Genomic DNA, 25,675 nt, shown 5'->3' with positions numbered 1-25,675 from the left:
TAGTATTGTGCAGACTACATTGTAATCGATCCCTCATTCTCTTAGTATTGACTGAGTTATTTTGCAGCGAGCAAATCCCTTTAGATAGCGCTGCCCGATATACCCATCTATGAAAATCTCAAATAAAATACAAATAACAATACCTGTGAGGACATATGAACACATCAGAAAAACCACTCCGAATAGACATCGTCTCAGACGTTGTCTGCCCTTGGTGCGTCATCGGCTATCGCCAACTGGCAAAAGCCCTTGAGCAAACCAATACCGCACACACCATTCATTGGCATCCGTTTGAGTTAAACCCCAATATGCCAAGCGAGGGGCAAAACTTGCGTGAGCACATTATCGAAAAGTATGGCTCGACTAAAGAAGAGTCGGATGCCAGTCGCATCAGAATGACGGAAGCTGGTCGTGAGGTTGGTTTTGAATTCAACTTCAATGATGATACGCGTATGCATAACACTTTTAATCTGCATCAGCTGCTGCATTTTGCTGATCAACAAGGGCGTATGCATGAGTTAAAACAAGCGTTGTTTGTCGCGCATTTTACCAATAATAGGAATATCTCTGATATCAACGTACTTGCTGACATTGCAGCAGAGACTGGACTGGACCGTAGTGAGGCACTGGCAGTACTAGAAGGTCAGTTCTTTGCAAAAGAAGTGCGAGCAGAAGAACAGCATTGGCAGCAGCAAGGCATTCAAAGTGTGCCAGCGATTATCTTCAACGAGCGCCATTTAGTCAGCGGTGCGCAAGGGGTTGAAAACTACGTCAGCATATTAGAGCAATTGGCGAATATGACTGACTAAACCATCTGTCATTATAAAAATGTTATTTTATACAAGGATGCTTTATGTCTTTTGAACGCTTTCCTTCGATCATTGTATTTGACGTCAATGAGACACTGCTCGATATCGACACGCTCACGCCTTTTTTTACGCGAGTGTTTGGCAAGCAAAACGTCTTGCGTGAATGGTTCGCTCAGCTGGTGCTATATTCTCAAACCATGACGCTATCTGGTCTGTATACACCTTTTGGTGAGATTGGTGTTGGCGCACTACAGATGATTGCAGATATCAGGCAAGTGACGCTGACAGAGTCTGATATCGATGAGTTTAAAGAACGAATGAGTGCGTTGCCGGCTCACCCTGATGTAGCACCAGCACTGGCTCGTTTGCGTGATGCAGGATTTCGATTGGTCACACTAACCAACTCAGCGAGCAGCGCGTCTCCAACACCATTAGATAAAGCAGGACTCAGTCAGTTCTTTGAGCAGCATTTTAGTGTTGAGACTGTTAGTAAGTTCAAGCCAGCACCTGAAACTTACCAAATGGTGGCTGATACGCTTAATGTTAAGGCATCAGACTTATGTCTCGTTGCTTGTCATCTTTGGGATACTATCGGCGCACAAGCGGCAGGCTGTCAGGGTGCCTTTTTAACTCGCCCATATAACGAAATGCTTAGCGCACCAAATGTGCCAGTACCAGATTTGATCGCATCAGATTTATCGACACTAGCAGATCAAATTATTAACAAAAAGGGTGCTTAATACTTGCATTTGCGAGATTGCTGTTAATACTATCTTGTAGCTTTCAAAACACCATGACGCAAAAAAATGCTGCTCCAAAATTGAAGCAGCATTTTTTATTATAGCGTCATCAGGTTAAAACCATGATTTTGATATTGCTGTCAGTAACGACGCTTAGAAATTGACAACCGTACGAATGCTCTCGCCTTTGTGCATTAAGTCAAACGCTTCATTCACGTCTTCTATTGGCATCGTGTGGGTGATAAAGTCTTGTAAAGGAATCTCACCTGCCAGATAGCGCTCGACATAACCTGGTAATTCCGTACGGCCTTTCACACCGCCAAACGCTGAACCTTTCCAGACGCGACCTGTCACCAACTGGAACGGACGAGTTGAGATTTCTTGTCCAGCACCAGCGACACCGATGATGACCGACTCGCCCCAACCTTTATGACAGCACTCTAGCGCCGAACGCATGACATCGACATTACCGATACATTCAAACGAATAATCAACGCCGCCATCGGTTAGCTCAACAATAACTTCTTGAATCGGTTTGTCATAATCTTTCGGGTTAATACAATCGGTTGCGCCTAGTTTTTTAGCCAACTCAAACTTGCTCTCGTTAATATCAATCGCAATGATACGGCTGGCTTTTGCCATTGCCGCACCGATTACTGCGGATAGTCCAATGCCGCCAAGACCAAAGATAGCAACCGTTGCGTCCTCTTCGACTTTGGCAGTATTCATGACCGCGCCCATGCCGGTGGTCACGCCGCAACCAAGCAAGCAAACTTCTTCTAATGGCGCGTCTTTATTGACTTTGGCCAATGAAATTTCTGGTAAAACCGTGTACTCAGAAAACGTTGAGCAACCCATATAATGGTAAATTGGCTCGCCGTCTTTATAAAAACGCGTCGTGCCATCTGGCATTAAACCTTTACCTTGCGTCTCGCGTACTGCTGAGCAAAGATTGGTTTTGCCTGAGCGGCACATTTTACACACGCCGCACTCTGCCGTGTATAACGGAATGACATGGTCACCGACCTGAACGCTGGTCACGCCTTCGCCGACTTGCTCAACAATACCGCCGCCTTCATGACCGAGAATGGCAGGGAATACGCCTTCTGGGTCTTCACCAGATAAAGTAAACGCATCCGTATGACACACACCGCTGGCAACGATTTTTACCAATACTTCGCCTTTACGCGGTAGCATGACGTCCACTTCTTCGATAGATAGTGGCTGCTTTGGGCCCCAAGCGATGGCTGCTTTTGATTTAATAAATTTATCTGACATAGGAATCTCTCTTTTTGATTGTTATTGATGGATTGTGATGTAGCGTAAACTCAAAAACTGTCATTCACGCCCAATCATTCTTTTTGTTCAATATAATTCTTTTTGTTCAATAAGGTTATCTGCTCGTTTTAATCGTCACGATTTCTGTACTTAAAACGGATAAAGATAAACTGAGCTTATCTTGCCTGCCCTATATAGGCAAGCATCGATGACAGTAAAGCAGCATCTATTTACATTGATACTAACCATTATATTTATTTCTGAGCGGATAACAATATGCTATATTTGCAAATATCTTTTACATATTGGTAATAATCATGCGCTGGGAAGGGATTAGTGAGTTTGTCTGTGTGGCAGAGTATGAGAGCTTTACGCGCGCTGCAAAAGCGCTTGGCATCTCGACTGCGCAAGTCAGCCGCCAGATCAGCGCATTAGAGGAGCGACTGAATATAAAGCTGCTCTATCGTACCACGCGCAAGGTCTCACTCACCGAAGAGGGCCGCGTTTTTTATCAGCATTGCCGCAGTGTACTCGATGGTTTGGACGCAGCTGAGCAAGCGGTGAGCAATTTGCAATCAAAGCCTCAAGGTAGAATTAAACTGACCGCGCCTGTGACTTATGGCGAGCAGCAATTACTGCCGCTAATCAATGATTTTATGATGCAGTATCGTGAGATCGAAGTGACCGCTTTTTTGAGCAATCAACAGATTGATTTGATCGAGGGCGGCTATGATTTGGCCATTCGTATTGGCAAGTTGCGCGACTCCACGATGATGGCAAAAAAACTTAGCCTGCGCACCAATTTTGTCTGTGCGACACCTGCTTATCTGCATCAATATGGTGTGCCGCGCACGTTTGATGATCTCAGCCAGCACAACTGCTTACTAGGGACACGCGACTATTGGCATTTTGTCGAAAAAGGCACAGAAAAAAACCTGCGCGTCTCTGGTACGGTTCAATACAATAGTGGCTATAGTCTGGTTGATGCGGCGCTAAAAGGGCTTGGTATCGTACAGCTGCCTGATTATTATGTACAAAAATATCTGGCATCGGGCGCGTTGGTGAGCTTACTTGATGACTATAGAGAACCTGAAGAAAGCATCTGGGCCATCTACCCACATAACCGTCACTTATCGCCAAAAATCCGACTACTGGTCGATTATCTGGCAGAGCGTTTGGTTTAGGATCTATTGAGACGTGTTGCCATCACCGGTCTGATGACGCACAATGAGTATTCGATATTGCCACCTACTACAGATCGCTCAAGGATATCACTATGATTAAAACTGTCTCTATTGCCGCGCTAGCATTGGCCGTGTCATCTTGCGCCAGTGTCGACACGTTTTTGAATAAAACTGATGCTACTGGTTCAATGACAGAAACAACCCAGTTAACCAATACTGAAAAAGGCCTAGTAACCTTACCAAGCAATCATTCCGTTCAAGATACCGCAGACAAGCTGGTCTCTATTATCGAAAGTAAAGGTATGACAGTATTTGCCCGCGTCGATCATCAAAAAAATGCTCAGAGTGCAGGCTTGTCATTACGACCAACACAAGTCGTCATGTTTGGTAACCCTAAAGCGGGTACGCCTTTAATGAATTGCGAGCAAACCGTCGCCATTGATTTACCGCAAAAAATCCTCATTAGCGAAGATGCCGATAAAAAGGTATGGCTCTCATACAACAATCCTGAATATCTAAAAACACGCCATAATATCAAAGGCTGCGATACCGTTATCGATAATATCTCAAAAGCACTTAACGCTGTCAGTACAGCGGCAGTTGCCAAATAATACCAAATGAGAAAGGTATAATCTAAGCAAAGAAAAAGGTGGATTAGCAAAAGCTTCACCAACCTTTTTTCTTTGTATGGCCTATGGCTACATCAGTAACTATCAGACAACGACATTTCAGACTGCAGCTCTACTTTTAGCTTCTTGGCACATTCAATAATCTTTTTTCTGTCTGCAGGAAGCGCGCCTTGTGCAATAGCCGTTTCGCGCATTTGTACGGTGATATCATAATGTGGGTAACTGGCGTTACGGTGGAATAAACGCGGATCTACCTCGATAAACGCTGCAAAATCATGCAGCTCTTGCAAACTGTCTGCAAGCATATGGCACCATCTATAGCCTTTAAATTTTATTTGCACAAAATCTACATATACCGCCATATATCCATCTCTCTTGCTTACTGATATTTTCGAACTGCTCTTCAAGGCAGTTTATCAGACATTTAATAATTAAGACCTCTAACCCCAATATCAAATATCTGAGAAGTTACAGTAGCTCGCGCACATTTTTTTTGAGTTGCTTGAGTAGTTTTTGATACTTACTATGGCTAATATCCAAGTTACTCAGGCGTCCATAACGTAGCTGACGGTAGTCTTGTCTAATTTCAATCAACTTTGTCTGAATCGCTATCGGATGTTCACTGTCTGTTAAATGACTTGCATTACGGTGAGTATCGTCATCTAGGCGACTATCGATAGCAGATGCCAAACGCTCTAGCCAAGCTAACTGCCCTTCATTCTCCTCTCGAGCCAGCAATTTATCACGCTTGCCGATACGTTTTGAGAGCTGGGCAAGCGGTAGATCTGCTGGGTGCCAGCGTTTGCGGCGGCGGCGCCAAATGATGAATACTAAAGTTGCCATAATGATAACAGCACTGGCCGCTAACCAGATGATTTGCTGCATGATGGAGCTGATGTTGAACCACTTTAGTAGCGAATCTGTTTGTTTGTCTTGGTCATAGCCAACCACATCTTTTTGCCAGTAATAGCTGGCTTGGTCAGATAAACGACGTAGCGTTTGCAGCATTTGATACTGCTGATAGCTGATTTGCGCGCTGGCACCACTGCCAAACATGGCCGCCCCTTGCTGCTGGGTCATCGCATTCATACCTTGCTCAACCCGCTCAGGCGCCACAAATGACGTTGGATCGACGCGTACCCAGCCTTGACCTTCGAGCCAAACCTCAGTCCATGCATGCGCATCCATCTGCCGCACTTCCCATACGTTGCCATTGCGACTGGGCTCGCCCCCTTGATAGCCCGCTATTACTCGCGCTGGAACACCTGCTGCGCGCATCATAAAGGTAAAACTTGAAGAGTAGTGCTCACAAAATCCTGCTTTGGTCTCAAACAAAAACTCATCAATACGGTTGGCGTTGAGTCGTGGCGGCGATAACGTATAGCGAAATTCTGTTTGATTGATCCAGCGCTCGATAGCATTCATGTAGCGCACGGGATCTGAGCCTGATTGCTCAAACAACTGCTTAGCAAGCGCGCGTGCTCGTGGGTTTCCATCAGCTGGTAGTGCAAGATTCACACGTCTTGATACATCTGTCAGAATCGGGTCAATACGCATCGGCGCAAACTGTAACACATCATAACGCAGCTGCTGCGTGACTGGCTGATCTTTTGATAATGTAAAGTTTGAAGTAATGTTGATATCTGGCTGCTGAGAAAAAGGATAATCGAGTCCGAATAACCAGTTCTGCTGAGTAGGTTCTAGGATAATTTGATAGCGAGTAGGTGATGCTTGCACTTGCTCAGGAACGGTAGCGAAGGCATTCTGAATCCATGTAGGGGCTTGCGATCTCGACGACCATTGACTTACCTTATTGCTTAGTCGCCATGCAACTCCGTCAAAATCACTAAACACGAGTCCCCGCCAATATAGCTGCTGTTGCGGTGGACGCTCATCGGCAAATTCTACGCGAAAAGCCAGCTCAGTCGACTGCCCTAAATTGGCAAAATCACCGGGTGACATACTATCAGACACACCAGTAGTGGCTTGCTGACCTGACAGTTGTACTGACCACAGCGGCGGCAGTCTTGGGAAAAATAGAAACAGCACCACTAACAATGGCAGTGCCCCAATACCTAATACCCCTAAAGTACGCAGGCGTCCATCACCACGAGCATTGCTATCATCATTGAGCGCAATAAACGCCAATAGTACAATCACCGCTCCTACTATCACTTCTAGAGTGGTAATCAAACCTTGGTCCATCAAAAACAAGGCAGCAAGTACAAATAGCGATAAATTCAACACCACATAAGCATCGCGGCGCTTGTACAGCTCCCAAAGCTTACTAGCGAGACATAGCACCAAAAATGCCACGCCCATATCTAGCCCAAAGGCTGTGTTGTACGTCAACCACAGACCTACTAGGCCTAATAAAAAACCCAGCATCTGCATGCTTTGATAGACGCGTTTTAAATGCGAGAGTTTTTTTAGCCGACTCTTGAGACGCGGTAGTTGGGCGATGATACTAACCGCAGCAAACCCGATTAACCATATTGGCAAGTGAGCAGCATGTGGTAACACGACTGCTATTTGAGCAATGAGCACCCAATAATAGGCTGGTAGTGCCAGTAGTCGCCGATACCATTTATTATCAGCTGCTATACCATTTTTCGCTTGCGTATTTTGACCGAGTGCTAACTGCTCAAAGCTTGCCGTTTTTGTGGTATCGGTTGTAGAAAACTGCTTGATTTCAGTCATGGTGCTTTCGCCAGCCTTAGCAAGCACGCTTGCGCAAAAGTCTCACCATAACCCACCGCTGCGCTAGTAGGCATATCATTGGGTAAACGCATTTGAAAGGGTACGCCTAATTGACCCAGTGTTAACGCTCCATGAGCCAATTGCGCAAGCTTCTGTTCGTGATGGGCGGCGGGCATATCTGCATAATCAAGTGTCTGCTCATGACCAACAGGGTCTGCAAAGTGCTTGGTAAACATACCTTGACCCCGTGCCACATGTCCCCAAGAGACTCGAGCCAGTGACTCCCCTTCGACATAATTATCCAGTCGCTCAAAGTCGTCTTGTCCTTGTCGATATTGCCCACCAGTTGGCAGATCCTCCGAGCTCGCAATTGAATACTGCGCCTGCCAATCAAATACTTCAGGTTTGGGATACGCCCAAGCCTTACGCGAAAAGTAGACGTAAGACCAAGCACGCATAATACCTAAAGGATAAACCGTTTTGATTGTTAGCCGTGGTAATTCAAACTGACCGCGACTTTGAGTTTGAACAGGTAGGCGGATAGTTTGCTCACTTTGTAGACTCGTTACGAGTATGGAGCTTTGCCGATTCGTGTCAGCTTTATTTTTCTTGTCAGCTGCTTGCTCAAACTCAAATAATAACTGTCGCCGTGGTTGACGGCTCTCACTTTTAAGTTGCAGCGTTACCCAAGCGGGCGTACCGGCCTCTGTCATAGTCACTTCTAGCAGACGCACCTGCAAACCCGATATGTGCGCAAAAGTCACATGAAAACTAATCAACCAAACGCTGACTAGATAAAAACACAAGCCAAGCACCAAGTTGTTGCCATAATTGATACCCGCGATAAAGGTAATCACTAATAGCACGGCAAATAGCATGCCCTCACGACTAAAAAAAATATAGACGTTGCGTAGATTGAGCGTCGCGCTATCATTTTTGGGTGCACGCGAGGCAAACCAACGGCTCATTGCTGACCTGATTGACGCGGTTAAGGCTTTTGGTAAAAAGCTCATGACTACCCTATTCTTACCATGTAATTGACTCTAGTCGCTTGTCCTCAGACTAACGGACTCAATGATATAGCCATGTATTATCAAACCTGCTCGTACTACAATATAGACAGCTAAACGATGACAGGCACGTCTGCTAAAATGCGTTGGGCGATGGTCTGCGGTGCTTGCCCACCTACCACTTGTGCAGGTGTAAAACGCTGACCGAGACGATGATCAGCCACGGCAGCAAAGACCGCTTGGATATCTTCAGGCGTCACCTCCATATGCCCTGACACATATGCATAAGCCTGTGCAGCACGCTGTAGCGATAGCACGCCACGTGGTGATAACCCGTGATACTCTTGGCTTGCTCGAGTCTTTGCAACGAGTCTTTGTAAATAATCCAATACAACGTCTGCTACATAAACTTGTTTTACGCCTTGTTGTGCCAATAGCACAGCCTCAGTATCAAGCACCGCATCTAAATCTTTTAATAGCTCACGGCGATCTTGACCTTTTAGTAGTTCACGCTCTGCCATCTCGGACGGATAGCCTAATGACAGACACAGCAAGAACCTATCTAACTGTGATTCAGGTAACGGATAGACGCCAGCTTGTTGCAGTGGGTTTTGGGTTGCAATAACAAAAAACGGCTGCGGCAAGGGATAAGTTTGTCCATCTTGCGTCACTTGTCGCTCTTCCATTGCTTCGAGTAACGCGCTTTGCGTTTTGGGGCTGGAGCGGTTGATTTCATCAGCGAGTAGCAGTTGAGTAAAAATAGGACCAGGACGAAATTCAAAGCGCAATTTGCTTTGATCGTAAATACTCATCCCTAAGATATCGGCAGGTAGCATGTCATTGGTGAACTGCACTCGGCTAAAACTTAGACCTAACAGTTGAGCCAAACCTTGAGCCAACGTTGTCTTACCCATACCGGGCAAGTCTTGTAGCAATAAGTGCCCACCTGCTAGTATGCCACTGAGTGCCAATTTAACTGCTTGCGGTTTATCCAATACAATTTGGTTCAATTGCGCCATCAGTTGTGCAATTTTCTGCTGATTGCGTTGCAAATCGGTGCCACTAGGATCGGACTGACTAAGCGTTTTGGCTATTTTTTGATATGTGGGTAATGGTGCTCTATCGTTAGGGGCATGGGTCATAGTAAATTATCGGCTCATTTTTTGGGTCATAACGATCAACCATTAAGGTCAGTTTGCATCATCTACGACAATCGGCGCATCAGCGCGGAGGGTTGATAAATACGCAATAACATCAGCGCGCTCTTTGGCATCTGGCATAGGGTCTGATAGCATCTTTGAATCTGGCATGGCTTTTTGTGCATCCGCGATATAGGGATCGAGTGTTTTGGCATCCCATACCCACCCTGACTCTGTGAGCCCTTTGCTATAGGTATAATCTTTTAGCTCAGCAGCTGGCGCGCCGTATATATTCATTAATTGTGGTCCCTTTTTATTGAGACCAGCATTACGTTGATGGCACTGACCACAGGCATCTTTATAGATCAACGCGCCGTTAACTGCATCTCCTTCAGTATACAATGGCAAGGTCACAGGGTCGCGATGATCAGGCGGTGTATGCTCACAAGCAGTGAGCAATAAAACAACGGCAAAAAGACTGCTTATTTGATATTTATTAATAATAGACATTTTGGCAATCTTTGGTTGGTGAGCATTAGCGATAAAGATTTTGTAGCATCGCGATATGTTAACTGGCGATCTTTAGCGTTTTGCTAGGCTCTTCTAAATAGTATCCTTGCAGATAGCGCGCCCCCACACTCCATGCGACTGACATAGTCGCTGCATCTTCAATATACGGCATTAGCACATCAACATTTACCTCATTGGTACGCGTGATAAGTGACTTAACCGTGTCTAAGTTATCTGCTGAGTGGATATCTTGTACATAGTTACGGGCCAAACGCACGACGTCCGGCTGCACTAAATTGGCAATTTCGATAGATTTGGCAGAAGATCCAAAGTTATTGATGCCCATTTGACAGCTGACTTCATTAAGGGCCGAAAACTGAGATTTTGCCACAGTTAAATGATCTGAGATGTCTTTTTCGTTAAATTGTAATGTTAACACACCAGCAGCGCCGCCTACTGCCTTGATCAGTTGGCTTGCAACATTGGGCAGCTTCTTATCAATCAATGAGGCACTGGTTAGCTGCACCAATAGTCTGGCTTCAGGATACTCTTTACGGACATCATTTACTTTTTTACAAGCATTAATGAGTACCCAGCGATCTATTTTTTCGAGTAACTTATGTTTCTTGGCAACAGCCATAAACTGATCAGGAGTCAATACCGTGTTATCGGCATCGGCCAATGGTAGTCGCAGATACACTTCAAAAAAGTCACTACGATCTTGATTGATATCATATATTGGTTGAAATGACAGCTCAAATCGACTGTTTGTAATAGCATCAATCAGAGACTCAGCAAGCGCATGATCATCACTATTGGCATGCTCACTTGGATCATATAGATGATAAGTGCCACCATGGTTAGAGGTTTCGACCATGATCTGGCTAATAGCATCCATAGCACGCTCTATTATTATAGCGGGCTCTGCGGTATTTTTTTCGATTTTGACGATCGCAATACTCACCGTGGTACTCGTCGTACGCTTATCTACCTCAATGAGCATCTCACTGATACGCGAACCGATGTTCTCAGCCAGCTCTTCGAGCTCTGAGGTGGTTTTGTCTTTGACAAGTATCATAAATGCGGTATCACTAAAGCGGCTGATATGTCCGTCCGATACCAGTTCATCTAGTGTATAGGCAACCTGTTTGACAGTCGTATCTACTCCTTGCAGACCGAGGCTACTTCTTATTTTTCCAATGTTATCGAGCTGTACATAGAGCAATGCTGCTGTCAGCACACCCTGAGTTGCTTGCTGGTGTACTATCGCCATTTGCTCCTCAAAGCCTCGGCGGTTATTCACACCTGTCAGGTTATCTTTACGCTCTGCTTCAGCCAAGCGTTTGGCAACCTCTGCGCTGTTGCTAGCATTTTGTTGTATGATAATCTGAGTAACGGGTTCGCCATCCAAAGTCGCAGATGCCAACTGTAATTTTGCCTCAAAAGTACTGCCATCTGTGCGCACGCTTTCAAAGTTAAACTCGACTTCGTCACGGCTACCTTTATCGAACTGACGTAGAAATTGCTTAAAGTCCTTGACACTATCGCCACCTGAAATCAAATCAACAACAGGCACACCTATGGCATCATTCATTGACCGAAAGCCAAACAGTTGAAGATAAGGATCATTGGCAAAGATATGGATACCTTCATCGATATAGGCAACTGCACTTTTTGAGTTCTTAATCAGCACATTGGCACGTTGCTCTGCTTCTGATAGGACATGGCGTAGTTTCTTGAGCTCGCGGCGACTACGCAAGCTATCGTGCTGTAAGCAAATAGCCATAACGACAGCCATCTCTTGGTCAGCCTTGAGTGCTTTGACCATGGTTCCGCTCATCACCGCAGGCAAGCCCTCATCATTACACGCGGTCGATATCGCCTCATCCTTCATCAAATAAATCATCGGCAAGTCAATGCTCTGCTCTTGAATGATACCAACCACATCCGTAAAGCTCATATCATAGGCACTACCGAACACCAGCACATCCCACGACTGGCGCAGTACTTTTAACAGCTCTTCTTTATCATCCAAAAATCCTAAATTCACGCTGTCATAATAATCGCTCAGTAGATGTACAAGACGCTCAGCATAGAGCTGATCATCGTTAATCACTAATAAATTTAAGGTGGACTGAATGCGCATAGGTAGCCTTTTAATCTTATGGTTGTATCTTTATCTCTTATTTTTGACACCTTATACTGTTTCCAAAAACTAACCTAACTTAGAAAACACTATAGAGAGTAGGCTCAGTGAGTATTGTGATAGTGGCTGAGTTTTAGTTGGCATGATATATTCTAGCGCCCGAGGTATCTTATAAATCAGAGTAACAATATCCCTCATTATAGACAATAATTCGGTTGACTGCAGGTTAACTTATGACCTTGTTTGTTTAATATCATTATCAAAAAAACATCAGCCTTTTTTCTTATACGGTGCAACCTATCTTTCTTTCAGTAAATTTATAAATAGTCATTATTTGGCTATTTCGTATTGACTAAACCCATCAGTCATCAGTAATCTACGACCCAAACGTAAATGGGTTTGTTTACTGTTGATACGCATAATGACTCTATCATCAGGCTTAAAGTAAGACGAAGGTACAATAAGCGAACTCATGGTTTGCAGCTGCTCATCTTTGCCAAGAATCAGCGCCGGCACAAAATGATGGTTCTGTGGGTCTCTCCCTTCCAAGCGCAATCCACATGCCACAACCTGATGACCAAGCAATTGCCATTCAATCTCTTTGTCTTTGGTATCAAAATGTCGCCAACGCACTACCCCTATTGACCGATCAGGCTGCTCTGCCATATCAGGTTGACAGACCAAGAACAAACTCATGATATGTAATGATGGCGGTGTGATTGCAACAAGCTCGCCATCTATCCTATCTATGTCAAGAGCTTCCTCTCCAACATGCTCATTATTCAAGACATCTACTGTTGGTACCAATCGCAGTGTACGAAATAGTGACAGACGGTCATGGCTGTCAAACACTTCTATGTCTAACGCGCTATTACTGTTTTGCTCTGAATTAACCGTGTCATAACGAGGGCGCTCGTCTATGGATAGCTCGTCTATTGCTATCAAGCTAGCAAAGCTGCTCGAGTCACCAACATAGTGGTGGATACTGTTAAAACCAGCGATTAAGCTCGCACGGTGTTTGACACTATATTTAGTAGGCAGCGTGAGCTGTGGCTGTAGATAACGATAACTGATGGTCATTGAGATCGTATTTAGCAGACCGTGTCCTATCCCTACATTACTGCCCTCAATGGATACCTGCCTACGTGAATTAAAATACTGCACCATAGGGGTCAGCTCTAGAAACAAGCAGTCATGGTGATCTTCATAGGGATTTATCTCAGAATTGGGCGTTAGATACGTTGGTGGTTTATCACTCTGTAAATCCACGAACACTCGTGTTTCCGTCGTTGGTTCGATTGTCGCGACAATATACTGAGACCATTCAGGCAATAAACGTTGCACCAATAGAATATTAGGACGACGCATGGCACGTACATTCAATAAACTGTGTAAGCATATTTGGCAATAAAGCTGATGAATATTATTTGTGTAGGGTGTCACTGTTTCTCGATTCAAATCGAGATGAGACACACGCTGTTGATAGGCGAGATGGTACAGCTGATTAATTCTCGACCAGAGATAATCTGATGGCTTGCGATAGCAAAGCGCCTCTTCACACAATAGTTTGTGGTACCTCAGTAGCGACTGATAAATGGCAACAGTAAGCGTATTGGCGCGCTTTTTATTGGTATTAAAATAGCGTGGAAAACCTTTCTTTAAAATCTTTTTTGGCTGACTGTTTGATATTAATTCTTGACGACGTACAACCTTGTCGTAAGCCAAAATAATTAAATAATGCAAGGATTTTACTTGAGCCACATAACCCAGCTGCACCTCACTCAGCGCGCCTGTTTCATAAATATACTGCTGCCGTAACGTGGCAATCAATCGATCTGAAGCATCGCTCACAGCAGTCATCAGTTTAAGGCGTTGAAGCTCATCTATATTAGCATCGCATAGTACGGAGAGAACTTTTTCTAAGTGCTCAGCTTGCTGCTCTTGGGTTTGTGAAGTTAGCGTGGTCAATAGTTTGAGCAGATGATGCTCTTGGCCGTTCACTGATTGATTTGGCGTTGGTAGTGGCTCTTTGGAAGAAAGGGCTTCTTGAAACATAGATAAAGTTATCATCAGTATTCCTACTCACTGTTGGTCACTCTGAGTAAGTTTGCAAGAGGCAAGTATGCAACTACACAAAGTAGAGCAATATTAGATAAAAAAGAATGCGTACTACGGTTCTTTTTAAGGAAACGGTACCATCAATGCTTAGCCGCTGTACTTCCAGATAGTGTATTTTTAAATGTTATATAGCGGCATATTCGTACAGTATATGAATTAAAGCAGTCAAAGTCGTAAAATCAAATGAGATATGCCATTCAGTAGATATATTCGCATTCTATGCGAATATACTCTAGCGATGCCATCCATAGATGAGCACAACAACCCCAAACGCTCTATTATTAAAACCATTAGCAATTGGCCAATCGTTTTGATAAAAAAACCATCCTTTGTTTAGTAATTTTTGCGAAACCCTATATTGCCTATATTAATCGTGATTGTAAATGTCAATCGGCACCTTAAATGGTTTATTCGGCAACTCTCTGACCAACTTAGGTACCAAATATCCCGGTAATACTGCCAATAACGACCAGTAGAGCTCAATTGACGACCGCTCATCGCTATCAAAATGCGCGGCACCAGCCACCTTATCTAAAACATGTAGATAATACGGTAGTACGCCACAAGCAAACAAACGCTGGCTTAATTCTGTCTGAGCATCGATATTATCGTTAATACCTTTTAATAGTACTGCTTGATTTAGCAGCGTCACGCCAGCTGCGCGAGCACGTTGCAGGTGTTCTGCTGTCAGATCATCAATCTCGTTGGCATGATTACAATGAATGACCATCACGATACGGCAGCGACTTTGAGACAGTCTGTCTAATAGCGCGTCATCCAATCGGGCTGGAACAACTAATGGTAGACGGGTATGCAGTCGAATTGTCGTCAATTGCGGGATAGATTCCAGAGTATCTAACCATGCAAATAACCGTCTATTCGTCACATTTAAGGGATCACCCCCGCTCAAAATCACTTCATTGATTTCAGGATGCGCGCTGATGTAGTTGATGATATTTTCTTTTGCATCTGCAGTTGGCATATTGGCGCTATAGTCAAAATGCTGACGGAAACAGTAGCGACAATGAATCGCGCACGCCCCAGTGATCGTCAGTAATACTCTTGATTGGTACTTGTGCAGCATACCTTTGACAGGGTTTTGGCTGTTTTCGCTTAAAGGGTCCGCCACATAGCCCGTTACATTGATTTGCTCTTGTTGGTCTGGCAGTACTTGTCTTAATAGCGGATCATCACGGTCGCCGACGGTCATTTTTGCTACAAAGCCACGCGGCACACGCAGCTCAAAATGCTTCGGCACATAGACGTCTGCGCGCAATGATTCAAGTTTTAGGAGACTGAGCAGCTCATCAACAGAGGTAATGGCTTCCGATAATTGCGTTTGCCAGTTTTTTTGTGTGATTAAATGGTTTATCATGACAGCCTACTACCTGTGCCCAAAATCGGATATTATACGCCCTTAGTGTCTACCCTATCAAAGTATACCGCTAATACGTAAGCACTTGGCTTGGCAGCAACTTTTGGTACAGTCAGCCTCATATCTATCTACTACCATATCTACAACCCCTAGGAGTCTCTTGTGGCAAGTTTTTCTACTAATGAATTTAAAGCTGGTCTAAAAGTCATGCTTGATGGCAACCCTTGTGCCATTCTTGAAAACGAGTTTGTTAAGCCTGGTAAAGGTCAAGCCTTTAACCGCGTTAAGCTGCGTAATCTTCGTAGTGGTAAAGTATTGGAGCAAACATTCAAATCAGGCGACAGCTTAGAAGCGGCTGATGTGATGGATACCGAAATGAACTATCTATACAACGATGGCGAGTTTTGGCATTTTATGCATCCTGAAAGCTTTGAGCAGATCCAAGCTGACAAAAACGCCATAGGCGATGCACCTAAATGGTTAAAAGAGAACAGTAATGCACTGTGTATCATTACCTTATTCAATGGCGCGCCTTTATCAGTAACGCCGCCTAATTTCGTTGAGTTACAAATCACAGAAACCGATCCTGGTGTACGCGGTGATACCTCAGGCGGCGGTGGTAAACCGGCTAAGCTAGAAACTGGTGCCGTGGTACGTGTACCGCTATTTGTACAGCAAGGTGAAATCGTCCGTGTTGATACGCGTACTGGTGACTACCAAACTCGTGTAAACTAATAGCGCAATAAGCGTGATTGATCGCTGAGATTGTTGTGTTGATCACTAATAAAAAAGCTTAACCGCTATATAAACGGTTAAGCTTTTTTGTATTTACAGCTGCTGTATTTATTGTCATAGAGCCACCTCTAACATTTAGTAGCGCCTAGCATTTAGTAGTCATTACCATAGAAATTATCATGATAATGACCTGCGACCTACTCTTCTTCTAATTGCTTTTGTATCAACCAATATTGTACCAAAGCGTTTAGCTGCTCCTGTTTAAAAGGTTTGGTGCAATAATCTTGCATACCAACTTTTAAGTACTTTTCGCGCTCTCCATCCATGGCATTGGCAGTCAAAGCAATAATAGGTGGTAGCTCTTGAGGGTCATAAAGCTCATGCAGCTTAATAGTGGTCTGTACACCATCCAAAATCGGCATGTGATGATCCATCAAGATGACATCATAACGTTTAGGAAATAAAGCAAAAGCTTCAATCGCTTGCTGACCATCAGTCACATGAGTGACGGTATGGCCGCTATTGGTCAGTGCCTTTCTGGCAATAATGGCATTAACGGTATCATCTTCTACTAATAATATATGACCTGCACGCTCGTGACTAGGCTCTGTCATTGTGAGATCATGGGAGTCTTGCCATGTTTCGTATTTCTCTTCATCAATAGTCGGTAGCGGCAATAACACTCGAAATGTAGTACCAACGCCTACGGTGCTATCGACACAAATATACCCACCCATCAGATCGACAAGAGACTTGCAGACGGAGAGCCCAAGACCTGTACCACCATAGAGGCGATGCGTGAATTTATTGGCTTGATCATAAGCATCAAATATTGCCTCTAATGACTCAGCTTTTATACCAACACCTGTATCTGTAACCTCAATACATAAGGTCATATTCTTATCAGCCTTACGTTCTAACGTCTCCTGCCTCATGCTATTTTTGTCAATGTTTTCGCGATAGCAATTATTCATATGCTTGACATCAATACTCACTCTCCCGCCTTCACGGGTAAACTTAATCGCGTTATTGACAAGATTTGCGATGATTTGTTTGAGGCGTACTGGATCCCCTTTTACATAAGGTGATAATGACTCGGTATAATGGTAATCTAGCGTCAATCCTCGTTGACGTGCCTTGATAGAAAATAGGCTGACCACCTCATTACATAATGTAGATAAATTTAGTGGAATAGAGTCAATATACATTTTTCCAGACTCAACTTTCGATAAGTCCAAAATCCCATTAATAATCACCATCAAATGCTCATTAGAGACTTTGATATTATCTACATACTCTCGCTGTTCAGCACTAAGCTCAGTGTCACCTAGCATCTCTACCATACCAATGATACCGTTCATTGGTGTCCGTATTTCGTGACTCATATTGGCCAAGAAGTTAGATTTCATCTCATTGGCGTGTTTGGCATCACGTTCTTTATCCTGTAGCTTCAACGCATCTGCTGCCATCATCGCAAACTGCGCCAATATCTCTTTTTGTTGGTCACTAAAGCTATGGTTGGGCTTGGTATCCATCAGGCATAATGAACCTAATCGGTAACTTTTATTGCCTTCATGCAAAATGATCGGTGCACCCGCATAAAACCGCAAATGAGACAAGCCAGTAACTAGTGGATTCTGACGAAAGCGACTGTCCTCCAATGCATCTGGCACCACAAAGACTTCGTTAGATAAAACCGTATAATTACAAAAGGCTACTTCACGTGTTGTGGTACATACACTCTCAGTCTCACTGTTGAATTTGCAGGCTGGTTTTAAATATTGCGTTTCCTCATCCATAAAAGTGATCGTTACCACCGGCACATCAAAAAACAGCTTTACGAGTGCAACCAATCGATCAAATGCAGGCTCCTCGTCTTCATTGAGTACCTGATATTTTTTCAACTTGTTGACACGCTCTACTTCATCTACCGCTACTGGGTAGCTGCTTTTAGGTGAGTTAGATATAGACAAGATAGACTCCATTAAATAATATCAGACGCTCGATTGGTGACTCGTCTGCTTTATCAATAATTGTAACGCTTCATTCACCATAATCATTGCGACCACCGATGTGACGACTACTGCTGACCCATAACCACCACATTGTAGTCCGCCTGCTTGGCAGCTCTTATCCACATGCGGTGGCTCGGTAGAATAGACACATTTGATACCGAACTTCTCTTTTAGCGCGCTGTTGATGCCTTTTTCATGACGCAGCTTATTACGCAATTTGGCAAGCAATGGATCTTGATAGCTGTCGCGCAAGTCGCTCACTCTTATTTGACTTGGATCTATCTTACCACCTGCACCGCCGGCACAGACCAGCTTTAATTTATTAAAACGGCAATGCAGGGCAATCGCCAGCTTGGCATTCATGTCATCCACGCAATCTAAAATCACAGTAGGCCTACCTTGATCAGCGGCTGCTTTCGCTTCATGGCGACTCGGCAATAGCGCTGCGACGTTTTCGACGGTCAAGAAATCATCAACGAGATTTAAGGTGACTTGAGGATTGATCTCTTGAATACGTGCCGCCATTGCTGCGATTTTGCTTTGACCAAAAGTACTGTCTAGCGCTGGTAGCTGCCGATTGACATTAGAAGCAACCAACACGTCCAAATCAACTAAAGTAATAGTTCCTACTGCCGTTCGCGCCAACGCTTCTGCTGCCCAAGAACCCACACCGCCTACCCCAATGATATAGACATGCGATGCTGCAAACGTATCGACAGCTGATGTGCCATAAAGCGTGCGCGTCCCCTGAAAGCGGCGATCATACTGCTCATCCTTTTCATCCACACCAGCTTGTACATTATCATATTCGGCAGTGGCTGGCTCTACGACTGGGTGCTCAATTTGTCTGGTTTCATTCATAGCTTTTTAAATACTCTTCTTAAATATTTTGACTGTGCTTGCTTCATCGTTTAATTATAAGTTTAATCATCATGTTGGGTAAGCCCAGTTTACTTTTAGGGCATCGCAGCTATTTTGCCATAACTGTTTAGCCAGTTTATCCTGTGAGACACCCAATAACTCACTTAAAGTCCACAATACCCAAGGCAAATTAGCAGGAACATTCCTATCATGCGTGTGGACTGCCTCCCATTCATTGTCTGGACTTTGCCCAACGGCTGGATGCTGACTATTTGAATTTTGACACATAATCGGTGTCATGTCCGGACAGTCTGTCTCAATCACCAAGCACTCAATACCATATATATCCACAGCGGCCTGAATAGCGCGGCGCAGTTTTTTGGCGTTCGGGTTGGTCACCTGCCCTGTAACGCCCAGCTTGAACCCTAGTTTTACAAAAGCTTTGGCCTCTTGTTCACCGCCACTAAAACTATGCGCAATACCGCCTAATGTGTGAGCATCGTATTCGTGCGTTTTTAATATAGCGAGCGCTTCGGCATGCGCCTTACGAATATGAAGCATCACGGGCAACTGATGAGTCACAGCGATATCTAGCTGCGCCCCAAAAAACCGCTTTTGTTTATCAAATACGTCAGGCTCTTTCATTGCATCAGTAAAGGTATCTAAGCCAATTTCACCGATGGCTAATGGTCGACTGTTAGCAACCATTTGCGCCAATTCTATCAGATGAGCATCAGTATGCTGCTCAATATAAAAAGGATGTAAGCCTAACGCAATATGCGTATAGAAATCAGACTCGTTATTTTCATCAGTGTCTATGCCAAAATGCTTTGATAACTTATCAATCAACTGCTTAGTGTCATACATACGCTCAAAATGCTGAGACAGATAACCAACCAGTATGAGATGACGTATACCTTGACGGTAAGCGCTTTGAACCTGCTGCTCTCGATCATTATCAAATACTGGCGCGTCGAAATGCGTATGTGTATCGATAAGGGGATACATACTGGTTGATACTTGTTTTGCCTTAGTCGATGATTCAAGAACAGACACTGATACACTCCAAAAATAACGTCTTTAGCAAAATACTTTGTCAATCATCATATTATACAAATGGCTGTAGTAACAGCTTATTCAAGCAATGCCGCGTTCAATATAAAGCGTTACGATTCCCTATTGGGCATCCTTATCACCGTGATGACTGCGCTTATTTTTCAAATTTACTATATTAGCGTCAGTCATCTCATCGGCTTTTCGGCTACTGCGTCTAGGGATGACCAATAATGCCGTAGCAACCGCACTCAAGACCAGCCATTTTTTTAACTTTTCATGGTTTGCCATTGTTGATCTCTACCTATCATTTAACCATAAACCTTAGAACGTAAAAAGCAGATATATAATATTATTCTACTAATGTTTAGTATACGAAAAATATGGCTATGGCTATGTTTATCTGTGTTACGAATACGCAAGCCAATGTACGATGTAATAAACAAAAGTTACATCGTACATTGGCTTGCGCTGATTGAAGATATCGGTTGTTTAAAGTGGTGATTAATAACTGCTTTAACGATTGAGAGGATACGTCGTCATACCGCTGTTAGGACTATCTACCTTGGTGAAACCTTGAGAGGTTGACCGCGGGGTTTGATCACGCTTAGGAATAAGTGGGTTAAGCGGCATTAGCTCATAGTCTGCATCGACATTGCCATCCCAACCTTCTGTACCGCTTAAGGGCAACTGTTTGATGGTGCCGTTTTTATCAATCACCAATTGCAGCACTCGCATTTGGTTAAATTTACGCTCGGTCACACTCGCTACCGCACCGCCATCACGCAAGATCGTTGGCTGCAAAAATATGATCAAGTTACTCTTTTGGGTATTGTCGTTATCAGAACGGAATAATCTGCCAATCACTGGTACATTGCCAAGCCCTGGGACTTTTTGTTGACTGGTGGTGCTGTTATCACGCATCAAGCCACCTAGAGCGATGGTTTGCTGATCGTCTGCTAAAATCGTCGTATTAATGAGACTTTTATTAGTGATCAAGCCGTTTACACCGCTACTAGTCGGTGCAATGCTAGAGACTTCTTGTGAGACTTCCAAGCGTACCGTGCCATTATCACCAATATGAGGAATGACGTTCAAATTAATACCAATATCTTGCCGATCAATGGTCTGGAAAGGGTTGTTTGAGTTGTTGCCACTGGTGGTAAAGGAACCCGTCACAAAAGGTACGTTTTGACCAACTAGAATACTGGCTTTCTCATTATCCAATGTCAAAATAGATGGCATGGACAATAGATTGGCACTGGTAGATTTATCAAGCGCCTGCAAGATAGCCCCATAAAATTCCGTATTACCCTGACTGTCTTTTCGGCTATCGCCAATCCCAACCAAAGCACCAACGATAGAGCTGGCAGCCTGACTAAGCGCTGTTGCACCCGCGACACCGCTACCTGCCAATGCAGCACCTGCTAAGGTTGTCGCGCTAGCTCCAACATTATTGAAGTTGACGACACCATAACCACTATTGGCATTACCCAGTGCCCACTGAACCCCTAGCTGGGTCGCATCATCACCTGAAACTTCGACGATAGCGGCTTGAATTAAGACTTGTGCGCGGCGACTGTCCAATTGGTTGACCGCATCTTCAATCTCAAACATGAGCTCAGGAGCAGCATTGACGATAACGGCATTTTGAGTTTCGTCAGCAATGATACTAAAAGGCCTGCCACCGACGCCTGTACCGCTTCCAGCTGTATTGCTAGCAGGCACAACTGATGTACTACTGCTACTGCCAATACTTTCACTCGCCGCACTGTTAATGGTTGCACCTGTACTGCTTGCATCATTTAAAGAAGCGGACTCTAATGTTGAGGTTGCACCAGCGCTATTAATTGATTGATTGGCCAGCAGACCTCGTAGCATATCGGCAATATGGTTAGCACTGGCATACTTTAGGCGAAAGACACGTAACCCACTTAATCGTCTTGTCGGTGTGGTATCTAATTGATTAACCATCTCCTGAACTTTGGCAATCATCTCAGGACTGCCTTTGACCAGCAACCTGTCACTTGATGAATCAGCGATCACTTTGAGTTGATTATTACCACCTTGTGCTTGTCCGCTACCAGCGCTTGCCACCAAGGCACTGATTAACTCCATCATACGTTCGGCATCGACGTGGCGTAGTGGTATCACTTGCAGACTGTCATTTACGTTGCTGTCCAAATCACGGATAAGTGCGGTGAGTTGGTTCAGGCTATCCGCACGATCTGATAGTACCAGCGCGTTTACACCAGGTACAGCTGCGGCATGTGCAGACTGCGGCATCAAAGGTCTTATGACACCCAGCACTTCTGCTGCTTGAGTATTCGTCAAATAAATCACTCGGGTTGCAAGCGACTCACCGACGCTATTGCCGCGCAAGTCAACGGCGACACCAGACTGCTTAGCGACATTATCTGGCACCAGTTTGATCGTCGTACCTGACTCTATCGCTGCAATCCCATTGACCTGCATGACACTTAAAAACAGCTGATAAATCTCATCACGGGACAAGGCTTTGTTCGAGATGACCGTCACATTGCCGTTGATACGAGGATCAAGGACAAAGTTTTGATCAGTGATGGTTGCTACCTCATTAATAAAGGCTTTAATATCAGCGTCTTGCAAGTTGACCTTCCAGCTCTCAGCACTCGCTAGGCCCATGCTAGCAGCCCATAAGGGTACCGCTAGGCAAAGAGGACGACACAGGCGCATCAAACGCGGCAGGATACGGTGTAAAGGTGTGGCTGAAAATTGATGAAAACTTACCATATTGATAATTACCTACAGTGATATTGCGTCATATGTACTGAGTTTTTAACGAGCAATCTTTGCTAAAAGTCCGTCTTATTAGAACTGTTGACGGATAGTAATAACTTGCTCACCACGTTGAACCTCGATTTGTGCTTCGCCTGCTTGCTGTACTTGCTGTAATACGCCAGCATCTTGAGCAGGATTATTGCCCACGTTTTGCCCGTTTACTGTCAACACTTTGTCGCCTGGCTCTAGTCCGAGTCGATTGCGTAATTTTGATGGCATCGCTGCGGTGACTTGATAGCTCTCACCTGAGGCCATCACCCCCATTCTACTCAAATAACTGGCAGGATTTTCTTGCAGCGCGGTGACCGCCTCTTCAATCGCCGTTTGCGGACTGCTTTCACCATTTGTCTCTGCCGGTTCAGGCGGCGTATCTTGTAGTGTCTGAGGAGCAGTCGGTAACATACTATTGTCCGGCAAACGTTGATTACTGACACCGCCTGCCAGCATGTCACTTTGATCTAGCGGCATAGCATCTGGCATGCTAATCACCGTTTCTTTATCATTGGCATCCGCGATAATAACCGAATTCCAGTCAACGGCGACAAGAATATAGTCGCTGTCTTTTAGTCCATCACCAATTCGGTAATTTTTCACCTCACCATTTATGTTAAGCAACGCTGAAGACATACTCTCCGGTATGGCGAGTAGTACGCCTTTAAGCTCAACATTGGGTGGTGGCTGGACTGCCGCTGCAATAGGGTCAGGATCAGCAAATATCGCAAACAAACCACTATAGTCATTGGCAGACTTTGTATTGTTTTGCAAAGGGGCTAGCGGCAAAGCAGGTGCTAAGGGCGCTGCTAATAGTAACCACAAAAGACGCGCCGCTGTCCAACATAGCCAAGCAATTGCTAGTAGCAATAACCACCCTGAAAAACGATTGAGAGTATTCACGACAGGCTTTAAGCTGGCAGTAATATTTGACATTTAGGGCGCCCCCAAACCAGCTAGCAGCGGCTGGCGCACACTAACGACTGGTGTATCCTGCGGTGCTTGCCCTTTGTATTCAGGCATGTTTTCTAATAGGCGCTGAGTCAGACTAACATCTAGCATGTTGTCCCCGTCTATATACAGATCGCCCAAACGCTTATCTTGATTATTCAATAGATTGATGTGCAGCAGGTTTTTATTGTTTTTTTGCTCAGCACTCAGCTCAGCTCGCAATGCAGGCATAGTAATATAAAAAACCTTACCACCACTAGGATAGCCGACTTCACCGCCAACCCAGGTCAACTGACCATCCGCTTCACTAAATCCGGCCGCATTTTTAGCAGACTCATTCTCAGCGGATTCCGATGATGCATTGTCGCTAGACTGACGCTTTAACGAAACGCCATTGACTTGAATAGGCGTATTAGGCAGTTGCCAATCAACCACACTTGACAAAGTCTCAGGGGCAATCTTTCCGCTCATATCATCGACTTGCCATGAGTTTAAACCCAGTTTTACCTGTCCGTTTAACCTCGTTTGCTCGGAGTTGATATTCACATCGGCAGCAAGCTTTCCTGTGAGCAGTTGCCATGGCTGCCATGACCATTCGGCCATCCCTGTGAGCGGTGTCGATGATAGAGGAATTTGCCAAATGGCAGAGCCCTGCCATACATTGCCAGACACATGCTGCACATAAGGCGTATTGGGTGCATACTTTTGAAGTAGCCATGCCGCTGGCATTTGCAATACAGCAAATAAGGCAAACAATACGAATCCGATCAGCCACCAAAGCTTGCGGGGACGCTTATGAGACAACTCAGATACTTGGGCCACGGTTGCACAACTCTTATATAAGACAAAAACGTCATTATCATAACAAACAATGACCTATAGATGACAGAAAAAAAGCCAGTATCTTTTTACCAAAATATTGGCAATAGAGATACTGGCTTTTTTATTTTGCAAAGCTTCAGCGTTTATGACTAAATGATTGTAAATAAACCATTATCCATAAGACTGATAAGCTCCGCCTCGTACTATGTCACGACTCGAAACTATCTAATTGGATAGCCTAATTAGATAGCAAAATCCTCAAGGTCACGACCTGCTGCTAGGGCTTCAACCAACCACGTTGGTTTACGTCCACGACCAGTCCAAGTCTCTTCCTTATTATCAGTATTACGGTACTTAATACTGCGTTTTTTCTCTAGTTTTTCACCAGCTTTTAAAATCTCTTCAATCGTAGCATTGCTGTCTTCTGCAATTTGCTCAAACTGCATATAAGCATCATACAAACGCTGATGCTGTTTTTTGGCAATAAGCTGCTGTGCATTTTCGGTGATGGCACGTAGTTCATCTACGTTTAAGTTATCTAAATCAATTGCGTTATTTTTACTCATAGTAAGTCCAACTGTCGGATAAAAAATATCACCTCAATAGAGACATTGTACCTATTGAGATACCTGAATGATGATTCATTCATTATTAAAAAATTAGGTGGTGTATCAAAAAGTATGCTGGGGTAATAAAGGAAGGGTGACAGTCAAAGCAAGATGATATATTTGAGGTTATGAAGACACAAATACAGATCAATTGCCCCGACTGTCACAGTCTTAGTCTAAA

General features: G+C 44.4%; 22 protein-coding genes. 5 read left to right on the top strand and 17 right to left on the bottom strand.

From position 1 onward, the window contains the following. Positions 1 to 155 precede the first annotated feature (155 nt). Positions 156 to 809 carry a DsbA family oxidoreductase gene (locus JMX83_RS13165; RefSeq protein WP_201602599.1) on the top strand — a complete coding sequence of 218 codons (654 nt, stop codon included), beginning with the start codon at positions 156 to 158 and terminating at the stop codon, positions 807 to 809. A gap of 44 nt (positions 810 to 853) precedes the next feature. Next, on the top strand, positions 854 to 1,549 hold the full coding sequence (locus JMX83_RS13160) for a haloacid dehalogenase type II (protein ID WP_201602597.1): 696 nt from the start codon (positions 854 to 856) through the stop codon (positions 1,547 to 1,549). Positions 1,550 to 1,702: 153 nt separating this feature from the next. On the opposite strand, the gene JMX83_RS13155 is transcribed toward JMX83_RS13160, so the two are convergent. Further along, positions 1,703 to 2,827 carry an S-(hydroxymethyl)glutathione dehydrogenase/class III alcohol dehydrogenase gene (locus JMX83_RS13155; RefSeq protein ID WP_227675867.1) on the bottom strand — a complete coding sequence of 375 codons (1,125 nt, stop codon included), beginning with the start codon at positions 2,825 to 2,827 and terminating at the stop codon, positions 1,703 to 1,705. Positions 2,828 to 3,144: 317 nt separating this feature from the next. On the opposite strand from JMX83_RS13155, the gene JMX83_RS13150 reads away from it, so the two are divergent. Both JMX83_RS13150 and JMX83_RS13145 read left to right on the top strand, forming a co-directional pair. Then, positions 3,145 to 4,011, top strand: coding sequence for a LysR family transcriptional regulator (locus tag JMX83_RS13150; protein ID WP_227675866.1), 867 nt, complete (start codon positions 3,145 to 3,147; stop codon positions 4,009 to 4,011). A 92-nt stretch (positions 4,012 to 4,103) separates the two neighbouring features. Beyond that, positions 4,104 to 4,622, top strand: coding sequence for a DUF302 domain-containing protein (locus tag JMX83_RS13145; RefSeq protein ID WP_201602595.1), 519 nt, complete (start codon positions 4,104 to 4,106; stop codon positions 4,620 to 4,622). 92 nt (positions 4,623 to 4,714) lie between these two features. Here the strand turns inward: JMX83_RS13145 and JMX83_RS13140 are convergent, their stop codons facing one another. The 8 genes from JMX83_RS13140 to epmB all read right to left on the bottom strand — a co-directional run bounded on the left by JMX83_RS13140 (position 4,715) and on the right by epmB (position 15,638). Beyond that, on the bottom strand, positions 4,715 to 5,002 hold the full coding sequence (locus JMX83_RS13140; protein ID WP_201602593.1) for a DUF4031 domain-containing protein: 288 nt from the start codon (positions 5,000 to 5,002) through the stop codon (positions 4,715 to 4,717). Positions 5,003 to 5,108: 106 nt separating this feature from the next. Next, positions 5,109 to 7,340, bottom strand: coding sequence for a transglutaminase family protein (locus JMX83_RS13135; RefSeq protein ID WP_201602591.1), 2,232 nt, complete (start codon positions 7,338 to 7,340; stop codon positions 5,109 to 5,111). After that, the gene (locus JMX83_RS13130; RefSeq protein ID WP_201602589.1) at positions 7,337 to 8,353 is read right to left on the bottom strand and encodes a DUF58 domain-containing protein; all 1,017 of its coding nucleotides are present in this window, start codon (positions 8,351 to 8,353) and stop codon (positions 7,337 to 7,339) included. The genes JMX83_RS13135 and JMX83_RS13130 overlap by 4 nt, the downstream gene beginning before the upstream one ends. A gap of 110 nt (positions 8,354 to 8,463) precedes the next feature. Further along, entirely contained in the window at positions 8,464 to 9,492 is a 1,029-nt protein-coding gene (locus JMX83_RS13125) for an AAA family ATPase (protein WP_201602587.1), read from the bottom strand. A 48-nt stretch (positions 9,493 to 9,540) separates the two neighbouring features. Beyond that, positions 9,541 to 9,999: a c-type cytochrome gene (locus JMX83_RS13120; RefSeq protein ID WP_201602585.1), complete on the bottom strand. Its 459-nt coding sequence runs from the start codon at positions 9,997 to 9,999 to the stop codon at positions 9,541 to 9,543. Between the two features lie 58 nt (positions 10,000 to 10,057). Then, a complete protein-coding gene (locus JMX83_RS13115; RefSeq protein ID WP_201602584.1) occupies positions 10,058 to 12,145 on the bottom strand; it encodes an EAL domain-containing protein in 2,088 nt (695 codons plus the stop codon). Positions 12,146 to 12,475: 330 nt separating this feature from the next. Next, a complete protein-coding gene (locus JMX83_RS13110) occupies positions 12,476 to 14,215 on the bottom strand; it encodes a hypothetical protein (protein WP_201602583.1) in 1,740 nt (579 codons plus the stop codon). Between the two features lie 415 nt (positions 14,216 to 14,630). Then, the gene (epmB, locus tag JMX83_RS13105; RefSeq protein WP_201602582.1) at positions 14,631 to 15,638 is read right to left on the bottom strand and encodes an EF-P beta-lysylation protein EpmB; all 1,008 of its coding nucleotides are present in this window, start codon (positions 15,636 to 15,638) and stop codon (positions 14,631 to 14,633) included. 162 nt (positions 15,639 to 15,800) lie between these two features. Between epmB and efp the strand changes: the two genes are divergently transcribed. Then, entirely contained in the window at positions 15,801 to 16,373 is a 573-nt protein-coding gene (gene efp, locus JMX83_RS13100; RefSeq protein ID WP_201602581.1) for an elongation factor P, read from the top strand. Positions 16,374 to 16,570: 197 nt separating this feature from the next. Here efp and JMX83_RS13095 read toward each other — a convergent pair whose 3' ends face one another. The 8 genes from JMX83_RS13095 to JMX83_RS13060 form a co-directional block, all read right to left on the bottom strand. Continuing rightward, a complete protein-coding gene (locus tag JMX83_RS13095) occupies positions 16,571 to 18,346 on the bottom strand; it encodes a GAF domain-containing hybrid sensor histidine kinase/response regulator (protein WP_227675865.1) in 1,776 nt (591 codons plus the stop codon). Positions 18,347 to 18,367: 21 nt separating this feature from the next. Further along, on the bottom strand, positions 18,368 to 19,249 hold the full coding sequence (locus JMX83_RS13090) for a tRNA threonylcarbamoyladenosine dehydratase (protein ID WP_201602579.1): 882 nt from the start codon (positions 19,247 to 19,249) through the stop codon (positions 18,368 to 18,370). Between the two features lie 69 nt (positions 19,250 to 19,318). Further along, the gene (locus tag JMX83_RS13085) at positions 19,319 to 20,257 is read right to left on the bottom strand and encodes a TatD family hydrolase (RefSeq protein ID WP_201602601.1); all 939 of its coding nucleotides are present in this window, start codon (positions 20,255 to 20,257) and stop codon (positions 19,319 to 19,321) included. Positions 20,258 to 20,425: 168 nt separating this feature from the next. Then, the gene (locus JMX83_RS13080) at positions 20,426 to 20,593 is read right to left on the bottom strand and encodes a hypothetical protein (protein ID WP_201602576.1); all 168 of its coding nucleotides are present in this window, start codon (positions 20,591 to 20,593) and stop codon (positions 20,426 to 20,428) included. Positions 20,594 to 20,818: 225 nt separating this feature from the next. After that, positions 20,819 to 23,074 carry a type II secretion system secretin GspD gene (gene gspD, locus JMX83_RS13075; protein ID WP_201602573.1) on the bottom strand — a complete coding sequence of 752 codons (2,256 nt, stop codon included), beginning with the start codon at positions 23,072 to 23,074 and terminating at the stop codon, positions 20,819 to 20,821. A 78-nt stretch (positions 23,075 to 23,152) separates the two neighbouring features. Further along, positions 23,153 to 24,049, bottom strand: coding sequence for a type II secretion system protein N (locus JMX83_RS13070; RefSeq protein WP_201602571.1), 897 nt, complete (start codon positions 24,047 to 24,049; stop codon positions 23,153 to 23,155). Continuing rightward, a complete protein-coding gene (gspN, locus tag JMX83_RS13065; protein WP_201602570.1) occupies positions 24,050 to 24,886 on the bottom strand; it encodes a type II secretion system protein N in 837 nt (278 codons plus the stop codon). Positions 24,887 to 25,128: 242 nt separating this feature from the next. Continuing rightward, positions 25,129 to 25,452, bottom strand: coding sequence for an H-NS histone family protein (locus JMX83_RS13060; RefSeq protein WP_201602568.1), 324 nt, complete (start codon positions 25,450 to 25,452; stop codon positions 25,129 to 25,131). Positions 25,453 to 25,675: the final 223 nt, after the last annotated feature.

Origin of the sequence: Psychrobacter piscatorii, from assembly GCF_904846415.1 — a bacterium.
Lineage (GTDB): Bacteria > Pseudomonadota > Gammaproteobacteria > Pseudomonadales > Moraxellaceae > Psychrobacter > Psychrobacter piscatorii.
This window is presented reverse-complemented; position numbering and strand designations above follow the sequence as displayed.